The organism is Maribacter aquivivus (genome assembly GCF_900142175.1).
In the GTDB taxonomy this organism is placed as follows: Bacteria; Bacteroidota; Bacteroidia; order Flavobacteriales; family Flavobacteriaceae; genus Maribacter; species Maribacter aquivivus.
Genome location: NZ_FQZX01000001.1, coordinates 1,518,725 through 1,538,466, shown reverse-complemented (window position 1 = coordinate 1,538,466; position 19,742 = coordinate 1,518,725). Strand labels below are relative to the sequence as shown.

Genomic DNA, 19,742 nt, shown 5'->3' with positions numbered 1-19,742 from the left:
TAGTAATAAAATCAATAAGTTTAACAGTATCTCGTTAATAGCAAAGTAGTAAGATTTCGCATTTATTGAAAAAATGTGAAAAAATAAGAAACAAGTATTTGCAATTCAACTTAATAATTGTAGATTTGCAGCCCCTTTCTAGGGATTGATTAAAATAATAGTTAAAAATAGCAGTAGTGGATACATTAAGTTATAAGACCGTTTCGGCCAACAGAACAACTGTCAACAAAGAGTGGTTATTGGTAGATGCCGAAGGAGAAACATTAGGACGCATGGCTTCTAAAGTCGCCTATTTGTTAAGAGGAAAGCACAAGCCAAGTTTCACCCCTCACGTAGATTGTGGTGATAATGTTGTTATTATCAACGCAGAGAAAATTGTTCTTTCTGGAAACAAGTGGTCTGATAAAACCTACTTGAGATATACTGGCTACCCAGGTGGTCAACGTTCTACTACCGTAAAACAATTATTGGATAAAAATCCAGAAGGTATTCTTGAAAAAGCGATCAAAGGTATGTTACCTAAGAACAGACTAGGTGCTGAGCTTTTTAGAAACCTAAAAGTTTACGCAGGTACAGAGCACGGTCAGGAAGCTCAAAAGCCTACTGTTGTTAATTTAAAAGACATTAAATAAGATGGAAGTAATTCATAAAATTGGTCGTAGAAAGACCGCTGTAGCGAGAGTTTATCTTTCTGATGGTAATGGTGACATCACTATTAACAATAAAGATTTAAGTGTATACTTTCCAACTGCAACACTTCAATACAAAGTAAAACAACCTTTCACTTTAACTGAAAGCTTAGATACTTACGACGTAAAGGTAAATGTTTACGGTGGTGGTATTACTGGTCAAGCAGAAGCTATTCGTCTTGCTTTATCTAGAGCAATGTGTGAGATTGATGCTGAAAACAGAATTGTCTTGAAACCAGAAGGTCTATTAACTAGAGATCCAAGAATGGTTGAACGTAAGAAATTCGGTCAGAAGAAAGCACGTAAAAAATTCCAATTCTCGAAACGTTAATTCGAGTTACAAGATTACCAGGCACCCTTTTTGGGTGCCTATTTTTATATTTTATCATACTGGAAAATCCAGAGTATTAACAAGTTCATTGAAAGTCCTTTTGGGGGCAATTAAAAATCCTTTAATCACTTTAAAATTAAAGGTAAGATTAGTTTAGCATCTAAATGGTGAAGGCTTTTGCTCATGCAAATACCACTTTATCATTGCTAATTCATAAGAACGTAAACTAAATTAAAATGGCGAGAGTCGAAGTAAAACAATTATTAGAAGCAGGTGTACATTTTGGTCACCTAACAAGAAAGTGGAATCCGAACATGGCTCCTTACATCTACATGGAGCGTAATGGTATTCACGTAATCAACCTTTACAAAACAGTTGCAAAATTAGACGAGACCAATGAGGCTCTTAGCAAGATTGCAGCATCAGGTAGAAAAATACTTTTCGTAGCTACCAAAAAACAAGCAAAAGACATCGTTGCTGAAAAAGCAGCAGCAGTAAACATGCCTTACATCACAGAAAGATGGCCAGGTGGTATGTTAACAAACTTCGTTACAATACGTAAAGCTGTTAAGAAAATGGCTTCTATCGATCGTATGAAGAAAGATGGTACTTTCCTTACACTATCTAAAAAAGAAAGATTGCAAGTTGACCGTTTACGTGCAAAATTAGAAAAGAACTTAGGTTCAATTTCTGAAATGACTCGTTTACCAGGTGCATTGTTCATCGTTGATACAATGAGAGAGCACATTGCAGTAAAAGAAGCTCAAAAATTAAACATTCCTATTTTCGCAATGGTCGACACTAACTGTGATCCTAGAGATGTAGATTACCTTATACCTTCTAACGATGATGCTTCTAAGTCAATTGACATCATTATGACAGAAGTTACAAATGCAGTTGCTGAAGGTCTTGCTGAACGTAAGGCTGAAAAAGGTGATGCATCTGAAGGTAAATCTGAGAAAAAAGATAAAGCTCCAAAGAAGAAAGTTACTGCTGAAAAGCCAGAACCAACTCCAGCAAAAGCTGAACCAGAAGTGATAGCTGAGCCAGAAGTAAAGGCTGAACCAGTAGTTGCCAAGGCTACTAAAGCTGAAGCTGACGATTTAACTAAAGTTGAAGGTATTGGCCCTAAAGCTGCTGAAGCATTAGTTGCTGCAGGTATTACTACTTTCGCAGATCTTTCTAAAGGAGAAGCTGAAAAAATCAAAGAAATCTTAACCGAAGCAAGTTCAAGAATGGCTCATTTAGATCCTACCTCTTGGCCAAAGCAAGCTAAAATGGCTGCTGATGGTAAATGGGACGAACTTAAAGAGTGGCAAGACAACACTAAAGGTGGTGTAGAATAAGTTACTCTATTTTTGATATAAAAAAATCTAAGAACAACCCGGTAAAACGGGTACATTAAAAGTAAATAAAATGGCAAAAATTACAGCTGCAGAAGTTAACAGATTAAGAAAAACTACTGGTGCAGGAATGATGGATTGCAAAAAAGCATTAGTTGAAGCTGATGGCGATTTTGAAACTGCAATCGAAGTTCTTCGTAAAAAAGGTCAAAAAGTTGCAGCAAAAAGAGCTGACAGAGATTCTTCTGAAGGTGCAGCAATCGCAAAAGTAAATAGCGATAACACAAAAGGTGTTATTATTTCTTTGAACTGTGAAACAGATTTCGTTGCTATAAACGAAACTTTTGTAACACTAGCTACTGAATTAGCAGATTTAGCAATCAACTTTGATTCTAAAGAAGCATTTTTAGCTGCTGATTACAAAGGAATGACTGTACAAGAAAAACTTACTGAGCAAACTGGTGTTATTGGTGAGAAAATCGAAATAGGTGGTTTTGAAACATTAAGCGCTCCTTTCGTTGGTTATTATATTCACGCAGGAAACAAAATAGCTGTTTTAACAGGTCTTTCAGCTGCTGTAGCAGGTGCTGCAGAAGTTGCTAAAGATGTTTCTATGCAGGCTGCTGCAATGAACCCAGTAGCTTTAAATGAAGATGGTGTTGACCAATCTGTTATTGATAAAGAAATTGAAATTGCAAAGGATCAACTTCGTCAAGAAGGTAAGCCAGAAGCAATGCTTGAAAATATCTCTAAAGGTAAATTAAAGCGTTTCTTTAAAGACAACACCTTGGTAAACCAAGATTTCATCAAAGACAGCAAACAAAGTGTTGCTCAATATGTAAAATCTATTGATTCTAACTTAGAAGTAGTAGCATTTAAAAGAGTTGCATTAGGTTAATTACAATACAACTAACTCAATAAAAAACCGTCTTACTGTAAAAAGTAGACGGTTTTTTTATTTAAAATATTTAAGTAATTCTCTAATTTTTCAACCAGGCATTACGCAACGTAACTGTTTCTTCAGCAATACCTTCTAGAGCTACTATTTTCTTAACCTTCTTTACCGGTTGACCAACAGGTCCAGTAACAGATACCATTTCACCATCTCTCTCAACAGTCACACTAACAACAGTTTCTGGAGTCCAACCAAAACTCTCCCCTATTATAGGACGAAGTGTTTCCAAGTTGATCTCTTGCTCATTTATAGTTCTAAAAATATCACCTCCTTGTAATTTTAAATCATTGAAAAAAGAATTCAATTCAATATTCTCACGAATAAAAACCACACTATCATTTTGAACATCTACATCCATATAAGGTACTTGACCATCAAAAAAGTAACCAGTAGGCTTTTCGACATCCTTAGTAGCCAAACCAACCTTAGCAAAAAAAGTATTATAGTCAATAGGTGTAGTACCAATAACGTGCGCTTTAAAAAATGAATCAACTTCTGGATAGGTCATAGAAACGATTTCTGAAAATAAAGCTTCATCTTCAAAAGGAATATCGGTACCATATTTTTTAGATAATTCTTTCATTAACCAAAGCATCCCTTTTTCTCCATTACTTTTTTCTCTTAAAATGATATCAAGACACATATTAATTAAAGCCCCTTTCTCATATACATTAGCATAATTAGGTTCATAAGGTTGCTCTAATATATTTTTACTCATCATCGTAAAAGACATGCTATCATCATAAAATTTAGAATTAGTGATTTTACCTAGCATACGTTCATAAAAATCTTCTTCCGAGATTAGACCCTGCTGAATCTGAAATAGGTTGGCAAAATACTCTGTAGTTCCTTCATACATCCATAAATGTTCTGACATTTTTGGATCATTAAAATCGAAATACTGAATCTCTTTAGAATGAACCGATAGTGGAGTTACAATATGGAAAAACTCATGAGAGACCACATCTACCATAGCCTGCTCTAAACGACCAATATCCATTGCCTCCGGCAATACAACAACAGTCGAAGTATGATGTTCTAAGGCTCCATAACCATGAGCATCTGGTATATTAACATCAGACATATATAATAAAATATTATATTCTTTAGTACTATCAACATTACCCAAAAACTTCTTTTGAGCACCCATCATAGCTACCATTCTATCTTTTAAATCAGACGCCTTGTAAACATCATTTGGAGAATACAGACTAAGTGTTACCGTAATACCATTAATCTCAAAAGTTTCTGTATTCGGTTTAGCATACATAATCGGGTTGTCTATCACTTCAAAATAACGCTTAGCAGTAAAAGCATCCAAAAGCGGATCAATCTTTCCTCCCACCTCACCTGACAGTGTCGTAGTAGCAATTAAATCGGCAGGTTTTTTAATTTGTATAGCATATGGAACTTCTTTAAATCCATCAAAATAACCAACAAATCCATGAAGGTTAAGCATAAAATTACTTCCCTTAGAAATATTTGTTCCCGCTGGTGAGAATACAGCATCTTCAACATCATTCTCGGTATCATAGGTGTCATTAACCCAATATTGTACTTTATCTAATTGAACAGCTCCAGAAATACTCCAAGTGTTATCATCAAGTTTCTTGCTATTTAATAAATTACCCTTATAATCAAGAGCCTCAAAATCTTCAATATACTGTCCGTAATTATCTGAACTATATGTACCCGGCACAGTTTTAGGTATTCTAAATATTACGGTAGAAGTAGTGAATGCACCAGGGTTTACACCCACCTGAACTTTATCGTCTACAATATTGACCAAATCTATAGAAGTCAAAATAGGACTATTTTCGGCGGACATAAGCACCTTACCTGCACCGCAGGCATTTAGGATTAAGGCAAAAGCAATAATTAAAACATTTTTCTTCATATAAAACTTCATAAGTGAATATTTAAAAATCAACGATATCAAAGATAGATAATATGTTACGACCCTAACTTAGCGAATTAAGTATTGCTTCAATTAAATATAGAACGTACCCATCAAATATTTTCATTATTTTTGATGGCAAATAAAAAATTAAGATGCACTACAAAAGAATTCTTCTAAAACTAAGCGGCGAAGCCCTAATGGGCGAAAAGCAATACGGAATAGACTCTAATCGTCTAAACGAGTATGCAGAAGAAATTAAAGAAGTAGTTGAAAAAGGCATAGAAGTAGCTATTGTTATTGGTGGGGGAAATATCTTTCGTGGTTTAGCAGGTGCCGCAACTGGCATGGACAGAGTTCAAGGCGACCATATGGGTATGCTAGCAACCGTTATTAATGGCTTAGCATTACAAAGTGCTTTAGAAATGAACGGTGTACAAACCAGATTACAATCTGCCATAAAAATCAACGAGGTTGCAGAACCCTTCATTAGAAGAAGAGCCATGAGGCATTTGGAAAAAGGAAGAGTTGTTATCTTTGGTGGAGGAACCGGTAACCCATATTTCACAACAGATTCTGCAGCTGTATTACGCGCTATTGAAATAGAAGCTGATGTAATACTTAAAGGTACACGTGTAGATGGTATTTACACTGCTGATCCAGAAAAAGATAAAAGTGCTACGAAATTTGATAATATATCTTTTTCAGAAGTACTTAAAAAAGGACTGAAGGTTATGGATACCACAGCTTTTACCCTTAGCCAAGAAAATGAACTACCTATCGTAGTTTTTGATATGAACAAAAAAGGAAATTTACTGAAAATTGTTGACGGCCAAACTATTGGAACAACGGTCAACCTATAAATATCGGTATAGATTTTGTTATTGCGATAGTAATATACCTATTATATGAACGAAGAAGTAGAATTTGTTTTAGACGCTACAAAAGAAGGCATGAACGCCGCTATAGCTCACTTAGAACGCGCATTTTTAAAAATTAGAGCTGGTAAAGCCAGCCCTGCAATGCTATCAGCTGTAATGGTTGATTATTACGGATCACAAACTCCGTTATCTCAGGTAGCAAATGTGAACACCCCAGACGGTAGAACAATTTCTGTTCAACCTTGGGAAAAAAACATGCTCCAAGAAATTGAAAAAGCGATAATGAACGCCAACCTAGGTTTTAATCCTATGAACAATGGCGATATGATCATCATCAACGTACCACCGCTGACCGAAGAGCGTAGAATACAGCTTACTAAACAAGCTAAAGCAGAAGCAGAACATGCAAAAGTTGGTGTACGAAGTGCTAGACAAGATGCGAACAAAGAAATTAAAGATTTAGATATTTCTGAAGACCTTCAAAAAAATGCTACTGCCGATGTACAAGACTTAACTGATGTTTTCACAAAGAAAATTGAAGATTTCTTGGTTAAAAAAGAGGCAGAAATCATGAAAGTATAAGCAAGAAATTTATGATTATTACTTAAAGCTACCTACATTAGGTAGCTTTATTTTTTTGTAAAAAATTTAGACTTTTCAATTTAGGAACAGATGTAGCTAATAGTTACCTTTGCGACCTGCAAAAACAGTTATGGTAGCTAAACTAACGAAGGGATTTTGGCCTAAAACGGCAAATATAATTCTACGAAATAGAATCCTAATTTTACTCTTGATTGCCGCTTTTACCATTTTTATGGGATGGCAATGGCAATATATGCGTTTTTCAAGCTCGCAGACAAACCTACTACCAGATGACCACCCGGTAAATATTCAATACCAAGATTTTCTTAGCAAATTTGGCGAAGAAGGTAATGCAGTCGTTTTTGCCGTGCGTGACAGCGCTCTATTTACACCTGAAAATTTTAACCGTTGGAATAAATTAAGCAAACAACTTGCTGCTTTTCCAGAGGTGGAATTTGTTATCTCAACAGACAATTTAAAAGAATTAATTAAGGATAACGAAAAGCAAGAGTTTGTAATGCGCCCCTTAATAAACGGCGAACTTAAGACTAAGAAGGAAATAGACAGTATTACCAATCATTTGTTTAATGACCTCCCTTTCTATGACAACCTTCTATACAACAAAGAAAGTAAAACAATAAGAACTATTGTTAATCTAGATAAGGACATTGTCAATACCTCGGTTAGAAAAGATTTTATTTTACAAGATGTAAATAAACTGGTTAAAAAGTTTGAAGAAGAGACTAATTTAGATGTTCACATATCTGGAATGCCCTATGTGAGGACAATGAATTCTCAGAATATTATTGATGAAATTGGTAAATTTATTCTAGCAGCTCTTGGTGTTACTTCATTAATTTTCTTCTTTTTCTTTAGAAGCATTCGAGCTACGATAATTTCTATGTGCGTAGTGATAATTGGCGTAATGTGGGCTTTTGGTTTACTTGGGTTATTACAATATGAAATTACAGTTCTTACAGCACTTATACCACCACTAATCATTGTTATTGGTATTCCCAACTGTATCTTCTTAATAAACAAATATCAACAAGAAGTAAAAAAACACGGTAATCAGGCACTTTCATTACAACGCGTTATTTCTAAAATTGGAAATGCAACGTTGATGACAAATATTACCACGGCATCTGGTTTTGCAACTTTCATTGTAACAGACAGTACATTATTGAAAGAATTTGGTATTGTTGCTTCCATTAATATCTTAGGCATATTTGTTTTATCACTACTTATCATTCCTATTGTTTATAGCTTCATGCCGCTTCCAAAAACAAAGCATTTAAAACATTTGAACAAAAAATGGATTGATGCCTTTGTACAGTGGATGGAACGTATTGTTAGGCATAGAAGAATTACTGTTTATATTGTTTCTATCTCTTTACTTGTAATAAGTATTATTGGTATTTATCAGATAAGAATATCAGGAAGCCCTATAGAGGATATGCCGAAGAATGCTGAATTCTTTCATGACATTAGATTTTTTGAAAAAGAGTTCAAAGGTATTATGCCTGTTGAAATCGTTGTAGACACAAAAACTCCAAAAGGTGTTTTAAAACCTGTGACTTTAAAGCGTATGAATCAGCTTGGCGAAGTTATAGAAGAAATACCGGAACTTTCAACTCCCGTATCTGTAGTAAATCTGGTAAAGTATTCTAAACAGGCTTTTTATAATGGTATTCCCAAATATTATCAATTACCAACCAGTCAAGAAAATACATTCATTATGGATGTTGCCCGCAAATCTGATGATAACGGAGATTTATTAAAATCTTTTGTTGATAGTACTGGTCAAACAGCCAGAATGACCACCTTCATGCGAGATGTCAACACCAGCCGTATGGAAGAAATTGAACAGCGGTTACAGGAGAATATCACGAAAATATTCCCTGCAGAGCGTTATAACGTTTACATGACCGGTAGCGCATTACTTTTCTTAAAAGGAACAAAGTATCTTGTTAAAAACCTAATTATGTCTCTTGCCTTGGCAATTGGGCTTATTGCACTTTTCATGGCCTATTTATTTAGGTCGTTCAGAATGATTGTCATTTCATTGATACCTAACTTATTGCCATTAGTCATAACTGCCGGCATTATGGGCTTTGTGGGTGTACCAATAAAACCATCTACCATATTAGTATTCAGTATTGCATTTGGTATTTCGGTCGATGACACCATACACTTTCTCGCAAAATATAGGCAAGAACTCACCGCAAATAACTGGCGAATAGAAAAATCTGTATATAATGCATTAAGAGAAACCGGCGTAAGTATGTTCTACACCTCTATAGTATTATTCTTTGGCTTCTCCGTCTTTGTAATATCTAATTTCGGTGGCACGGTAGCACTAGGTTCACTAGTTTCTGCAACACTATTACTTGCAATGTTGGCTAATTTAATTCTGTTGCCTTCTTTACTATTATCATTAGAAAAAAGTATCGCGAACAAGCAAACACTTAAAGAACCGCAAATAGATATTTTACCACAAGATGAAAATAATAACCAATAATATTATTTAACTACTGTTTATATCGCTTTTTAAACCCTCTATTTTTTAACAAAATCCTATCTTTGGGACTTTAATTTTCAATTCAATATCATGCGTTTAGCTACAATAAAAGAATTACTAGCAAGTAAAAACTTACTACAAGAAGTAACAATAAAAGGATGGGTACGAACCTTTAGAAGTAATAGATTCATAGCATTGAACGATGGATCTACATTAGGTACTATTCAATGTGTAGTTGATTTTGAGAATTTTGACGAAGAATTATTAAAGAAAGTAAATACTGGTGCTGCATTAAAAATTACAGGTACACTTGTTGAAAGTCAGGGTCGCGGTCAATCTGTAGAAATTCAAGTAAGCGCTTTGGAAGTGTTAGGTATTGCGGATCCAGAAGAATATCCTATTCAACCAAAAAAACACTCTTTAGAATTCTTGAGAGAAAAGGCACATTTAAGAATTAGAACTAACACTTTTGCAGCAATTATGCGTGTTAGGTCTACCTTATCTTTTGCCATTCACAACTATTTTAGAGAAAACGGTTTCAACTACTTCCACGCTCCTATTATTACAGGATCAGATGCCGAAGGTGCAGGAGAAATGTTTCGTGTAACAACATTAGATGAAAAAAATCCTCCACTTACAGAAGATGGAGATGTAAATTATAAAGAAGACTTCTTCGGAAAAGAAACCAATTTAACAGTATCTGGTCAATTAGAAGCTGAGGCATATGCCATGGCACTAGGTAAAGTTTATACATTCGGACCTACATTTAGAGCCGAAAACTCAAATACATCTAGACATTTAGCTGAATTTTGGATGATTGAACCAGAAATGGCATTCTTCGATTTAGATGCCAATATGGACCTTGCAGAGGACTTTATTAAAAACGTTATTTCTTATACATTGACACATTGTCAAGAAGATTTAGAGTTTTTAGAGAAGAGGTTAATAGACGAAGAAAAAAGCAAGCCGCAAGCGCAACGCAGCGATATGCCTTTAATTGAAAAATTAAAGTTCGTAGCAGATAACAACTTTAAAAGAGTAAGCTATACTGAAGCTATAGATATTCTTAAAAACTGTAAGCCTAATAAAAAGAAACAATTCACTTACCCTATTGAGGAATGGGGTACCGATCTACAAAGTGAGCATGAGCGCTACTTAGTTGAAAAGCATTTTAAATGTCCTGTAATATTATTTGATTACCCAGCAAAAATTAAAGCTTTTTACATGCGATTGAATGAGGACGGAAAAACCGTTAGAGCTATGGATATTTTATTTCCAGGCATTGGTGAAATCGTTGGTGGTTCGCAAAGAGAAGAGCGCTTAGATGTCTTGAAAGAAAAAATCAAAGAATTGGGTATCGACGAGAAAGAATTATGGTGGTACCTAGATTTAAGAAAATTCGGAACTGCAGAACATAGTGGTTTTGGTCTTGGTTTTGAACGATTAGTTCTTTTCGCAACTGGCATGGGTAATATTAGAGATGTAATTCCTTTTCCAAGAACACCACAGAATGCCGAATTCTAAGCGGATTTAGTTACTTTTACCAGTACTAGAATAAAGTAATGCTAAAACAACATCTATCATTTAAATTATCTCAAAAGTTATCTCCACAGCAAATTCAATTGATGAAGCTGATTCAATTGCCTACGCAGGCATTTGAACAACGTCTCAATCAAGAATTAGAGGAGAATCCGGCCTTAGAAACCGGTAAAGAAGACTTAGAAAACACTAATGATGAGTATGATGAAGTTTACGATGATGCAGTAGATAATGAAACTATTAACACTGAAGACATCAATATCGATGATTACTTAAGTGATGATGAAATTCCTGATTATCGTACCAAAGCGAATAATTATAGCTCTGATGATGAAGAAAAAAGTGTGCCTTATGCTGCCGGTATTTCATTCAATCAGCATTTATTAAATCAACTAAACACCGTTTATCTTACAGATGACGAGTGGAATATTGCCGAGTTTCTAGTTGGCAGTGTAGATGAAAGTGGATACATACGTAGACCCATCGCCGATATTATGGATGATTTGGCTTTTACCCAAAACATCTATACAGATGAAAAAACCATTACAAAAATACTTTCTATAGTTCAAGAGTTGGATCCACCTGGAGTTGGCGCTAGATCTTTAGAAGAATGTTTAATAATACAACTAGAGCGCAAAGAAATAACACCGAGAATTGAGCTTGCAACAGCGATTCTGAAGAAGTCTTTTGAACACTTTACTAAGAAGCACTATCAAAAGTTAATTCAGAAACATAACATTACCGAAGACGAGTTAAAAGCTGCTATTGGAGAAATTGAAAAACTAAACCCAAAACCAGGCGGTTCGTATTCTGGAAACAATAGAATTGTAGAGCATGTAGTACCTGATTTTGCCATTAGAATTACCGAAGGTGAATTGGAGCTGACACTAAATGGTAGAAATGCACCAGAGCTACACGTATCTAGAGAGTATAGTAATATGCTAAAGGGCTATAAAGAAGCTAAAGATAAGTCTAAGTCTCAAAAAGATACAGTAATGTTCATTAAGCAGAAGTTAGATGCCGCTAAATGGTTTATAGATGCTATTAGACAGCGCCAACAAACGCTGTTTATTACGATGAACTCAATTATGCAATATCAAAAAGAATATTTCCTAACAGGAGATGAGCGTAATTTGAGACCTATGATTCTAAAAGATATTGCAGATGAAATAGGAATGGATGTTTCAACAGTGTCTAGGGTTGCAAATAGCAAATATGTTGACACCCCTTATGGCACCAAGTTGATAAAAGAATATTTCTCTGAGTCAATGAAGAATGAACAAGGAGAAGATGTTTCTACAAAAGAAATAAAGAAAATTCTAGAAACAGTTATTCAGAACGAAACCAAGAAAAAGCCATTAACAGATGACAAACTCGCTGCCATTTTAAAGGAAAAAGGATATCCTATTGCCAGAAGAACAGTAGCCAAATACAGAGAGCAGTTAAGTATACCTGTTGCACGTATGAGAAAAGAAATTTAATGAAGATTTTTTCCAATCTTATCTCCTACTTATTTCACCCACTATTTATTCCTATAGGTGGTACTGTTGCTTATTTTCTAATCACCCCTAAATTTACCCCATTAGAAATCCAAAGTGCTAGCATATTACCCATTTTTATATTAACCGTTATTATCCCGATAATAACCTTTTTAATATTGAAGAATTTGGGTTTAGTACATTCCATTACCTTAGACTCTATTCAAGAAAGAAAATACCCTCTTTATATTCACGCGTCAATACTCCTTTTAATCCTTTATAAGGTTATTCCAAACAATTACGTAAGTGAGCTTTATTTTTACTTTACTGGGCTATTAGGCGCTACTATAGCCTGTATACTATTATTACTATTTAATTTTAAAACCAGCCTACATACCGTTGGCATAAGTGGTCTATTAATGTATCTCATTAATTTAAGCATTCATTTTGAAATCAATCTTATAATTGCAATCAGTTTACTCATCATATGTACTGGAAGCATTATTACCGCAAGACTATATTTAAAAGCACATACCGATATAGAAGTTGTAATCGGTCTTTTTATAGGACTATTATCTCAGTTACTGACCGTAAGATTCTGGTTATAGTATGTAGAAAATAAGACCTATACGTAATGGTCTATATTGTAATACCTCACCATTGACAGATGCATTACCATCAAAAAGCTCAGTTAATGCATAATAAGCATGTAGATTAAAGGTATTATAGCCAAAACTTAAGGTAAGCCCGTACTGAAATTTAGTTAAGTCTGTATTATTGAACCCCTCACTAATGTCACCTAAATCATATTTTGACCTTGCTCCTAAAACATAAGCAGCCTTAATACCTCCATATACACGCCAGAATTTATAATCTTCTGCAGTAGAATTTCGCCATCTAAACTCTAAAGGAAACTCTACTAAATGTGTCTCTAACTTACTTCTAGTAATATCATCATTTATACTATAAGAAATATCATCTCCAGAAATATCGGCAACTAGGTTTGAATAATAACTATTCAAAGCTAAGCCCGCCCCAACGCCTATAGCCTTTGTTCCTACCCTATTTAAAGGAATATCTTTTATTACACCTGCTTGTAGACCATAAGAGAGGTTACGTTGATTAGAACCCTCTGGATGGTTCAATATAAAGTTATACGATAGACCAACATAAAACTGATCCTCGAAATAATGTGAACTTTCTATACTATCTGATACTACTTGAGCATTAGATTGCAGAACTACTAATAAAAATAAAATGGCAAAACGCATGAAGTAAAGTTAATGAAATAAAAAACGCTTCAAATAAATTTGAAGCGTTTTGAAAATGTAATATTCTACTTAACTAACTATTGTAGATTATTGAAAGCATCACCTTCATAGGTAGTATAATTTACCTTTAAAGCGTTTACTTTTCTTAACTCTTGTTTAATATCGGATATCAATCCCATACTAGCGTTCTTATCAACCTTAAGTGCCGTGGTCAATACATTTTGAATTTCTTGAGGTTTTTTAGCTCTTTCCATCAAAATATAATCACCAACTTCAGAAGGACTAGCGAATTTGTCGTTTAATTGAATTTTTGGTTCTGTACCAAAAGTCTTCTCATATTCTCTAGTTGGCTTACCAACATAAATATAGATTACACGATCTTTCTTCTCCAATTTCTTTACTTCACTAGCATTCGGAAGTACGTTTTCAACTTTCAAGGAACTATCCTTCATAACGGTTACCGTCATAAAGAAAAACAAAAGCATAAATACAATGTCAGGAAGGGAAGCTGTTGATACCGCTGGTACCTCTCCATCTTTTTTCTTTGCAAATTTTGACATAGTGTTACTTTTAATTTATTAATTATTCGCTTGAAGTTTCAGCTTCAGATAATTTCTGTGGAAACAAACCTTGTATTCTTTGTACCTTTTCTTTCAATTCTTCTTTAACAGAATCTTCAGTTTCAGGATTCAAATACTCAGCCTCCATAGCAACATAATCTTTACCAAATAAACGCTTAGCTTCTCTATTTCTAAGATCGTTGTATGCACCTACCAATTCGTTTTGAACTGTTATGTATGTACTATACTTTGTTTCACGATCATTCTTTAAAGAGATAATTGCTTTCATCGGATTATCCGAAGATTCAGCATTACGCTTTCCTTTACAGTAGCTACAATAATCAGGACTTCCTGATGGTGCTCCACCGTTATCTAAAAACGCCATTGCTCTTTCACGCAATTTATCTATTGAAAGAATCTCATCTTCCACCAACAATTGACCATTTCGGTTAATATTAACCGTAAAAATGTTCTTTTGCTTAATAATTGGTGGTGCTTCCGTAGGTGGCTCCATTGGTGGTAACATACGATCCAATCCAGCATCAGTTTCAATAGTAGTAGTTACTAAGAAAAAGATAAGTAAAAGGAAAGCTATGTCCGCCATTGAACCCGCACTAACTTCTGGTGCTCCTGCTCTTCTAGCCATAGTTTTTTATTTTATTATTTACTAAACATATTTTTAACAGCTGGTACTACTAAAGAAAGTATTGCGATTATTGTAAGGATAAAAAATACATTCAATCCCATTCCAATATTCTTCACTGTACTTTCATCTGTCATAGCTGCGAATTCTGGATCAACATCCGTTCCACTTGCTAAAACATAAGAAATCCCAACTACTAATAAAAAACCACCTACTACGAACAATGTCTTTTTAAGACCTTGTGGGTTTGCAAATAAGTTTTTTAGAGTAAACACTAAACTTACTACAACAGCTATCCCTAATAAAAGATAAGTAATAATAAACATTGTGTTCAAAGCTCCACTTGAAGCAGCCTCAGCTGCCGGCATATCTGAACTTGGTAATAAATACCATAGTATAGCACTTAATACACCTATAGCAATTAATGCTATTTTAATAATTTTTTGCATAATTTTTAGGTATTAAAAGTGATACTTATTTTTTGTGATCTACCAACATATCGATTAAAGTAATCGAAGAGTCTTCCATATCATTAACGATGCTATCAATTTTAGCGATAATGTAATTATAGAAAATTTGAAGGATAATAGCCGTAATAAGACCAAATACCGTTGTTAATAATGCAACCTGGATATCACCTGCAATAAGAGATGCACTTAAGTTACCAACAGCAGCAATCTTTTGGAAGGCTGCAATCATACCGATTACCGTACCCATGAAACCAAGCATTGGAGCAATAGCGATAAATAAAGACAACCAAGAAACGTTTTTCTCTAATTGACCCATTTGAACACCACCATAAGCAACAACAGCTTTTTCAGCAGACTCGATGCTCTCACCAGCTCTATCTAAACCTTGATAGTAGATAGAAGCAACAGGTCCTTTTGTATTTCTACAAACCTCTTTAGCAGCTTCAACACCACCAGATGCCAATGCGTCTTCAACTTGTTGTTTCAACTTGGCAGAATTTGTACTAGCCATGTTCAAATAAATAATTCTTTCAATAGCAACTGCCAAACCAAGGATCAAACATAAAAGTACGATACCCATGAAACCGGCACCACCAGTAATGAACATCTCTTTTAATAGTTGAGTAAATCCTCTTTCCGCTTCCGGAGCTCCTTCTTGAACTAGCAAAGCTACTGCTGCTACTTTTGCACTTACAATATTTGTACCTGCTACAAATGCCCCAGCGACTGCTAGGCTTGGGAATAATTTTTTCATTTTTCTGAACTTAAATTAGTTAGTTAATAGGGTTAAAGATAAAAAAAAAACAATATAAAAAAAGTAAAACTTACTTGCAGAGAGGAAGGGATTCGAACCCTCGATACCCTTTTGGGGTATACACACTTTCCAGGCGTGCGCCTTCGACCACTCGGCCACCTCTCTAAGATACCTTTTTTAAGGGTGGGCAAATAACAAAAAAAATATTAGTTTAAAAAATTAAACCACTGTTAAATTTAAACCATCTCTCCTCGTAAAGAAGTCTCAAAAACGGTTTTAAACAACTCATGAGAGACACCACTACCTAACAAGTACATTGCCTTTGTAATAGCAGCCTCAGTTGTAATATCCTTACCATTAATTACTTGCATTTTTTTAAGCCTAGAACTTGTTTCATAGTGCCCCATCATAACGGCGCCACCAGAACACTGTGTAACATTAATAATATGTATACCTTTATTTATTGCATTATTTAATTTCTCTAAAAACCATTCTTCCATCGGCGCATTTCCAGAACCATACGTCTCCAAAACCAAGGCTTTTAAATTTTCAGCTTGCAAAATTGCATCTATAACATTTTTGTTAATTCCTGGAAATATTTTCAAAATAGCCACATTATCATCCATACTTCTATGAGATTTTAACGTTAATTTTCTTTTTTGAGGCAATAAATATTCATTAAAAACGGTCAAATGCACTCCTGATTCTATTAAATGAGGGTAATTTAATGAAGCAAAAGCCTGAAATTGCTCTGCATTTATCTTTGTAGTTCTATTACCACGATACAATTTATATTCAAAATAGAGCCCCACTTCTTGTACAACCGGCTTACCTTTTTTATACAAAGCAGCAATTTGTATAGCAGTTATTAAATTTTCTTTGGCATCTGTTCTCAAGTCACCAATTGGCAATTGAGAACCAGTCAAAATTACCGGTTTTGTAAGGTTTTCTAGTAAAAAACTTAATGCAGAAGCGGTATAACTCATAGTATCACTGCCATGCAACACTACAAAACCATCATACTCATTATATTTCTCTGTGATAATATCAGATATCGCCACCCAATGCGTCGGATTCATATTAGATGAATCTATAGGGTGCTCAAAAGAAAAACTAGATATAGTACAATCTAATTGATTTAGCTCTGGTATATTCTTCAATAATTGTGAAAAATCAAAGGCCTTAAGTGCTCCTGATGTATAATCTTTCATCATACCTATAGTACCACCCGTGTAAATCAATAAAATATTTCTTTTCTCTATACCCAAACCTCTAAATTTTAGTTGATTATTAAATTCCGAAAACTTCTTTAGAGTTCTTCGTAGTCTCTAAAGCTATTTGTTCATTGGGTACACCATGAATGTCTGCCAGCTTCTCAAGCACATTTACTATATAAGCACTCTCATTTCTTTTACCTCTATAAGGTGTAGGCGCCAAATATGGCGAATCGGTTTCTAATACAATATGCTTAAGATCAATATTTTTTAAAAAAGTATCTATTTTACCATTTTTAAAAGTCACTACACCACCAATACCTAACTTCATATTATATGAAATTGCTTTTTCTGCCTGCTCATATGTACCAGTAAAGCAATGAAAAATTCCTCTTAAATCATCACCTTTCTCCTCCTCTAGTATTTCAAAAACCTCATCAAAAGCTTCCCGACAATGAATAACGATAGGCAATTTATGCTTCTTAGCTATTTGTATTTGCTTTCTAAAAGCAATTTGCTGTTCTTTTAAATACTTCTTTTCCCAATACAGATCAATTCCTATTTCCCCAATAGCATAATAGGTATGCTTATCCAACATTTCTTCAACATGAGCCAGCTCGTCCTCAAAATTTTCTTTCACATGCGTGGGATGTAAGCCTGTCATTAAGAACATATGACCCGGAAATTCTTTTTCCAAAGCTAACATACCTTCTGTATAGGTAGAATCTATAGCAGGAATAAAAAAACGTTCTACTCCTAAATCAATGGCTTTTTGTATTGCTTCTTTTCTATCATCATCGAAAGCTTCGCTATATAAATGTGTATGCGTATCGGTTATTATCATGCCGCAAAAATAGGCTTATCTTTGAAAAAAATGAATTATGAGTACCCTCAAAAAATTTTTGAAGGATAAAGATTACGTGCGCATACCTTTAGTTTTGACTGCTACCGACCATTTTGAAATATATGCAGAGATAAATTCTGTACCTGGAAGATTTATTCTGGACACCGGAGCCTCTAACACCTGTATTGGTATGGACCGCATTGACCATTTTAAACTAATTTCTGAAGAATCTATAATTAAAGCTGCGGGTGCAGGTGCTACCAATATGGAGACCTTGGTCTCTAAAAAGAACACGATTACATTAAACTCTTGGCGGTATAAAAAATTAGAGATTGTATTATTCGACTTAAAACATGTTAATGAAGCTTTAACTGCCCACCATGCAGAACCGGTAGACGGAATATTAGGAGCTGATATTCTTAAAAAATCGAAGGCAATTATAGATTACAATAAAAAGTGTATCTATTTAAAAAAGAAAAAGCGCTGAGATTACCCAACGCTTTTTACATATATCAAAAATTAGAAAATTTACATTTCTAAAGCTTTCTTTACATTATTGTCCATCAACAACTCTTCAGGATTTTCTAAAGCTTCTTTTATAGCTACTAGGAAACCTACAGATTCTTTACCATCAATAATTCTGTGATCATAAGAAACTGCAACATACATTATAGGTGCAATTGCAATAGCTCCATCACGAGCAATTGGTCTTTCAACAATATTATGCATTCCTAGAATTGCACTCTGTGGTGGATTGATAATTGGTGTAGACAACATAGATCCGAATACACCACCATTAGTAATAGTAAATGTACCACCTGTCATTTCATCAACAGTAATTTCACCTTCACGTGCTCTTATAGCTAATCTTTTTACCTCAGCTTCAACACCTCTAAATGTTAAGTTTTCAGCGTTACGAATAACTGGCACCATTAATCCTTTTGGTCCAGAAACCGCGATACTAATATCACAAAAATCATAAGAAACCATTTCTTTACCGTCAATCATAGAATTAACAGCAGGGTACATTTCTAATGCTCTAACAACAGCCTTTGTAAAAAAGGACATAAATCCAAGTCCAACACCGTGCTTACTTTTAAAGTCCTCTTTGTACTTATTTCTAAGTTCAAAAACAGCACTCATATCTACTTCATTAAAAGTAGTCAACATTGCAGTTTCGTTCTTTGCAGCAACCAATCTTTCAGCTACCTTTCTACGTAACATTGATAATTTAGAACGAGACTCACCACGGTTACCACCAGTTGGTGACCCCATAGAAGGCACAGCACTAACTGCATCTTCTTTAGTAATTCTACCATCACGACCAGAACCAGAAACAGATTTACTATCTACTCCTTTTTCATTAAGTATTTTCTTTGCCGCTGGCGAAGGAACACCAGATGCATAAGTTTCTTTTGCTTTAGCAGGCTGAGGAGCTTTCTCTGTCTTAGGCGCTTCTTTTTTCTCTTCTTTTGGAGCACTAGATGCTTCTGTAGCACCATCTGGTTTTGCAGCACTAGTATCAATTAAACAAACAACAGCACCTACCGCTACGGCATCACCTTCTTCTGCTTTTAATGTAATTACACCACTAACTTCTGCTGGCAATTCTAAAGTAGCTTTATCTGAATCTACTTCGGCAATTGCCTGATCTTTTTCTACATAATCCCCATCTTCAACTAACCATTCCGCAATTTCCACCTCTGTGATAGACTCTCCCGGCGAAGGGACTTTCATTTCTAGAATCATTCTTTCTATAATTTGATATGT

Annotated in this window: 20 protein-coding genes and 1 tRNA gene; 11 read left to right on the top strand and 10 right to left on the bottom strand. The window is 34.7% G+C overall.

Annotated features, from left to right (window positions below; all coding sequences use genetic code 11):
• Positions 1-176: 176 nt before the first annotated feature.
• The 4 genes from rplM to tsf all read left to right on the top strand — a co-directional run bounded on the left by rplM (position 177) and on the right by tsf (position 3,261).
• Positions 177-632 carry a 50S ribosomal protein L13 gene (rplM, locus tag BUC31_RS06465; RefSeq protein ID WP_073242320.1) on the top strand — a complete coding sequence of 152 codons (456 nt, stop codon included), beginning with the start codon at positions 177-179 and terminating at the stop codon, positions 630-632.
• A gap of 1 nt (position 633) precedes the next feature.
• Positions 634-1,020 carry a 30S ribosomal protein S9 gene (gene rpsI, locus BUC31_RS06460; protein ID WP_073242318.1) on the top strand — a complete coding sequence of 129 codons (387 nt, stop codon included), beginning with the start codon at positions 634-636 and terminating at the stop codon, positions 1,018-1,020.
• Positions 1,021-1,256: 236 nt separating this feature from the next.
• Positions 1,257-2,366 (top strand): 30S ribosomal protein S2, encoded by a 1,110-nt coding sequence (gene rpsB, locus BUC31_RS06455; RefSeq protein ID WP_073242316.1) that lies wholly within the window; start codon positions 1,257-1,259, stop codon positions 2,364-2,366.
• 70 nt (positions 2,367-2,436) lie between these two features.
• Positions 2,437-3,261, top strand: a complete 825-nt coding sequence (tsf, locus tag BUC31_RS06450) for a translation elongation factor Ts (RefSeq protein ID WP_073242315.1) — start codon at positions 2,437-2,439, stop codon at positions 3,259-3,261.
• Positions 3,262-3,343: 82 nt separating this feature from the next.
• Here the strand turns inward: tsf and BUC31_RS06445 are convergent, their stop codons facing one another.
• Positions 3,344-5,215 carry a M61 family metallopeptidase gene (locus BUC31_RS06445; protein WP_073242313.1) on the bottom strand — a complete coding sequence of 624 codons (1,872 nt, stop codon included), beginning with the start codon at positions 5,213-5,215 and terminating at the stop codon, positions 3,344-3,346.
• Between the two features lie 155 nt (positions 5,216-5,370).
• Here BUC31_RS06445 and pyrH point away from each other — a divergent pair, with 155 nt between their 5' ends.
• The 6 genes from pyrH to BUC31_RS06415 all read left to right on the top strand — a co-directional run bounded on the left by pyrH (position 5,371) and on the right by BUC31_RS06415 (position 12,824).
• Positions 5,371-6,078: a UMP kinase gene (gene pyrH / locus BUC31_RS06440; protein WP_073242312.1), complete on the top strand. Its 708-nt coding sequence runs from the start codon at positions 5,371-5,373 to the stop codon at positions 6,076-6,078.
• 45 nt (positions 6,079-6,123) lie between these two features.
• Positions 6,124-6,678 (top strand): ribosome recycling factor, encoded by a 555-nt coding sequence (gene frr, locus BUC31_RS06435; RefSeq protein ID WP_073242310.1) that lies wholly within the window; start codon positions 6,124-6,126, stop codon positions 6,676-6,678.
• Positions 6,679-6,808: 130 nt separating this feature from the next.
• On the top strand, positions 6,809-9,199 hold the full coding sequence (locus tag BUC31_RS06430) for an efflux RND transporter permease subunit (RefSeq protein ID WP_073242308.1): 2,391 nt from the start codon (positions 6,809-6,811) through the stop codon (positions 9,197-9,199).
• 90 nt (positions 9,200-9,289) lie between these two features.
• The gene (gene asnS, locus BUC31_RS06425; protein ID WP_073242306.1) at positions 9,290-10,723 is read left to right on the top strand and encodes an asparagine--tRNA ligase; all 1,434 of its coding nucleotides are present in this window, start codon (positions 9,290-9,292) and stop codon (positions 10,721-10,723) included.
• Between the two features lie 38 nt (positions 10,724-10,761).
• Complete coding sequence (gene rpoN, locus BUC31_RS06420; protein ID WP_073242304.1) at positions 10,762-12,219, top strand: RNA polymerase factor sigma-54; 1,458 nt, start codon at positions 10,762-10,764, stop codon at positions 12,217-12,219.
• The gene (locus BUC31_RS06415) at positions 12,219-12,824 is read left to right on the top strand and encodes a hypothetical protein (protein WP_073242302.1); all 606 of its coding nucleotides are present in this window, start codon (positions 12,219-12,221) and stop codon (positions 12,822-12,824) included. Before rpoN ends, BUC31_RS06415 begins: the two co-directional genes overlap by 1 nt.
• Here the strand turns inward: BUC31_RS06415 and BUC31_RS06410 are convergent.
• The 8 genes from BUC31_RS06410 to BUC31_RS06375 all read right to left on the bottom strand — a co-directional run bounded on the left by BUC31_RS06410 (position 12,819) and on the right by BUC31_RS06375 (position 17,972).
• Positions 12,819-13,487: a porin family protein gene (locus tag BUC31_RS06410; protein WP_073242300.1), complete on the bottom strand. Its 669-nt coding sequence runs from the start codon at positions 13,485-13,487 to the stop codon at positions 12,819-12,821. The two genes, BUC31_RS06415 and BUC31_RS06410, sit on opposite strands and share 6 nt — an antisense overlap.
• A gap of 77 nt (positions 13,488-13,564) precedes the next feature.
• Positions 13,565-14,047: an ExbD/TolR family protein gene (locus BUC31_RS06405; protein WP_027065004.1), complete on the bottom strand. Its 483-nt coding sequence runs from the start codon at positions 14,045-14,047 to the stop codon at positions 13,565-13,567.
• Positions 14,048-14,069: 22 nt separating this feature from the next.
• The gene (locus BUC31_RS06400; protein ID WP_073242298.1) at positions 14,070-14,693 is read right to left on the bottom strand and encodes an ExbD/TolR family protein; all 624 of its coding nucleotides are present in this window, start codon (positions 14,691-14,693) and stop codon (positions 14,070-14,072) included.
• 14 nt (positions 14,694-14,707) lie between these two features.
• Positions 14,708-15,139: a hypothetical protein gene (locus BUC31_RS06395; protein WP_073242296.1), complete on the bottom strand. Its 432-nt coding sequence runs from the start codon at positions 15,137-15,139 to the stop codon at positions 14,708-14,710.
• 25 nt (positions 15,140-15,164) lie between these two features.
• Positions 15,165-15,914, bottom strand: coding sequence for a MotA/TolQ/ExbB proton channel family protein (locus tag BUC31_RS06390; RefSeq protein ID WP_027065007.1), 750 nt, complete (start codon positions 15,912-15,914; stop codon positions 15,165-15,167).
• 77 nt (positions 15,915-15,991) lie between these two features.
• A tRNA-Ser gene (locus BUC31_RS06385) sits at positions 15,992-16,079 on the bottom strand.
• 71 nt (positions 16,080-16,150) lie between these two features.
• A complete protein-coding gene (locus BUC31_RS06380) occupies positions 16,151-17,182 on the bottom strand; it encodes an asparaginase (protein WP_073242294.1) in 1,032 nt (343 codons plus the stop codon).
• A gap of 22 nt (positions 17,183-17,204) precedes the next feature.
• A complete protein-coding gene (locus BUC31_RS06375; protein ID WP_073242292.1) occupies positions 17,205-17,972 on the bottom strand; it encodes a TatD family hydrolase in 768 nt (255 codons plus the stop codon).
• Positions 17,973-18,009: 37 nt separating this feature from the next.
• Between BUC31_RS06375 and BUC31_RS06370 the strand changes: the two genes are divergently transcribed.
• Positions 18,010-18,459, top strand: a complete 450-nt coding sequence (locus tag BUC31_RS06370) for a retropepsin-like aspartic protease (protein ID WP_073242290.1) — start codon at positions 18,010-18,012, stop codon at positions 18,457-18,459.
• Positions 18,460-18,500: 41 nt separating this feature from the next.
• Here the strand turns inward: BUC31_RS06370 and odhB are convergent, their stop codons facing one another.
• Positions 18,501-19,721 carry a 2-oxoglutarate dehydrogenase complex dihydrolipoyllysine-residue succinyltransferase gene (gene odhB, locus BUC31_RS06365; RefSeq protein ID WP_073242288.1) on the bottom strand — a complete coding sequence of 407 codons (1,221 nt, stop codon included), beginning with the start codon at positions 19,719-19,721 and terminating at the stop codon, positions 18,501-18,503.
• Positions 19,722-19,742 lie beyond the last annotated feature (21 nt).

What these genes read in the sequence shown, in the direction of transcription:
- rpsI (WP_073242318.1), top strand. Translation starts at nt 634, where the DNA reads ATGGAAGTAATTCATAAAATTGGTCGTAGAAAGACCGCTGTAGCGAGA.
- rpsB (WP_073242316.1), top strand. Translation starts at nt 1,257, where the DNA reads ATGGCGAGAGTCGAAGTAAAACAATTATTAGAAGCAGGTGTACATTTT.
- tsf (WP_073242315.1), top strand. Translation starts at nt 2,437, where the DNA reads ATGGCAAAAATTACAGCTGCAGAAGTTAACAGATTAAGAAAAACTACT.
- BUC31_RS06445 (WP_073242313.1), bottom strand. Translation starts at nt 5,215, where the DNA reads ATGAAGAAAAATGTTTTAATTATTGCTTTTGCCTTAATCCTAAATGCC.
- pyrH (WP_073242312.1), top strand. Translation starts at nt 5,371, where the DNA reads ATGCACTACAAAAGAATTCTTCTAAAACTAAGCGGCGAAGCCCTAATG.
- frr (WP_073242310.1), top strand. Translation starts at nt 6,124, where the DNA reads ATGAACGAAGAAGTAGAATTTGTTTTAGACGCTACAAAAGAAGGCATG.
- BUC31_RS06430 (WP_073242308.1), top strand. Translation starts at nt 6,809, where the DNA reads ATGGTAGCTAAACTAACGAAGGGATTTTGGCCTAAAACGGCAAATATA.
- asnS (WP_073242306.1), top strand. Translation starts at nt 9,290, where the DNA reads ATGCGTTTAGCTACAATAAAAGAATTACTAGCAAGTAAAAACTTACTA.
- rpoN (WP_073242304.1), top strand. Translation starts at nt 10,762, where the DNA reads ATGCTAAAACAACATCTATCATTTAAATTATCTCAAAAGTTATCTCCA.
- BUC31_RS06415 (WP_073242302.1), top strand. Translation starts at nt 12,219, where the DNA reads ATGAAGATTTTTTCCAATCTTATCTCCTACTTATTTCACCCACTATTT.
- BUC31_RS06410 (WP_073242300.1), bottom strand. Translation starts at nt 13,487, where the DNA reads ATGCGTTTTGCCATTTTATTTTTATTAGTAGTTCTGCAATCTAATGCT.
- BUC31_RS06405 (WP_027065004.1), bottom strand. Translation starts at nt 14,047, where the DNA reads ATGTCAAAATTTGCAAAGAAAAAAGATGGAGAGGTACCAGCGGTATCA.
- BUC31_RS06400 (WP_073242298.1), bottom strand. Translation starts at nt 14,693, where the DNA reads ATGGCTAGAAGAGCAGGAGCACCAGAAGTTAGTGCGGGTTCAATGGCG.
- BUC31_RS06395 (WP_073242296.1), bottom strand. Translation starts at nt 15,139, where the DNA reads ATGCAAAAAATTATTAAAATAGCATTAATTGCTATAGGTGTATTAAGT.
- BUC31_RS06390 (WP_027065007.1), bottom strand. Translation starts at nt 15,914, where the DNA reads ATGAAAAAATTATTCCCAAGCCTAGCAGTCGCTGGGGCATTTGTAGCA.
- BUC31_RS06375 (WP_073242292.1), bottom strand. Translation starts at nt 17,972, where the DNA reads ATGATAATAACCGATACGCATACACATTTATATAGCGAAGCTTTCGAT.
- BUC31_RS06370 (WP_073242290.1), top strand. Translation starts at nt 18,010, where the DNA reads ATGAGTACCCTCAAAAAATTTTTGAAGGATAAAGATTACGTGCGCATA.
- odhB (WP_073242288.1), bottom strand. Translation starts at nt 19,721, where the DNA reads ATGATTCTAGAAATGAAAGTCCCTTCGCCGGGAGAGTCTATCACAGAG.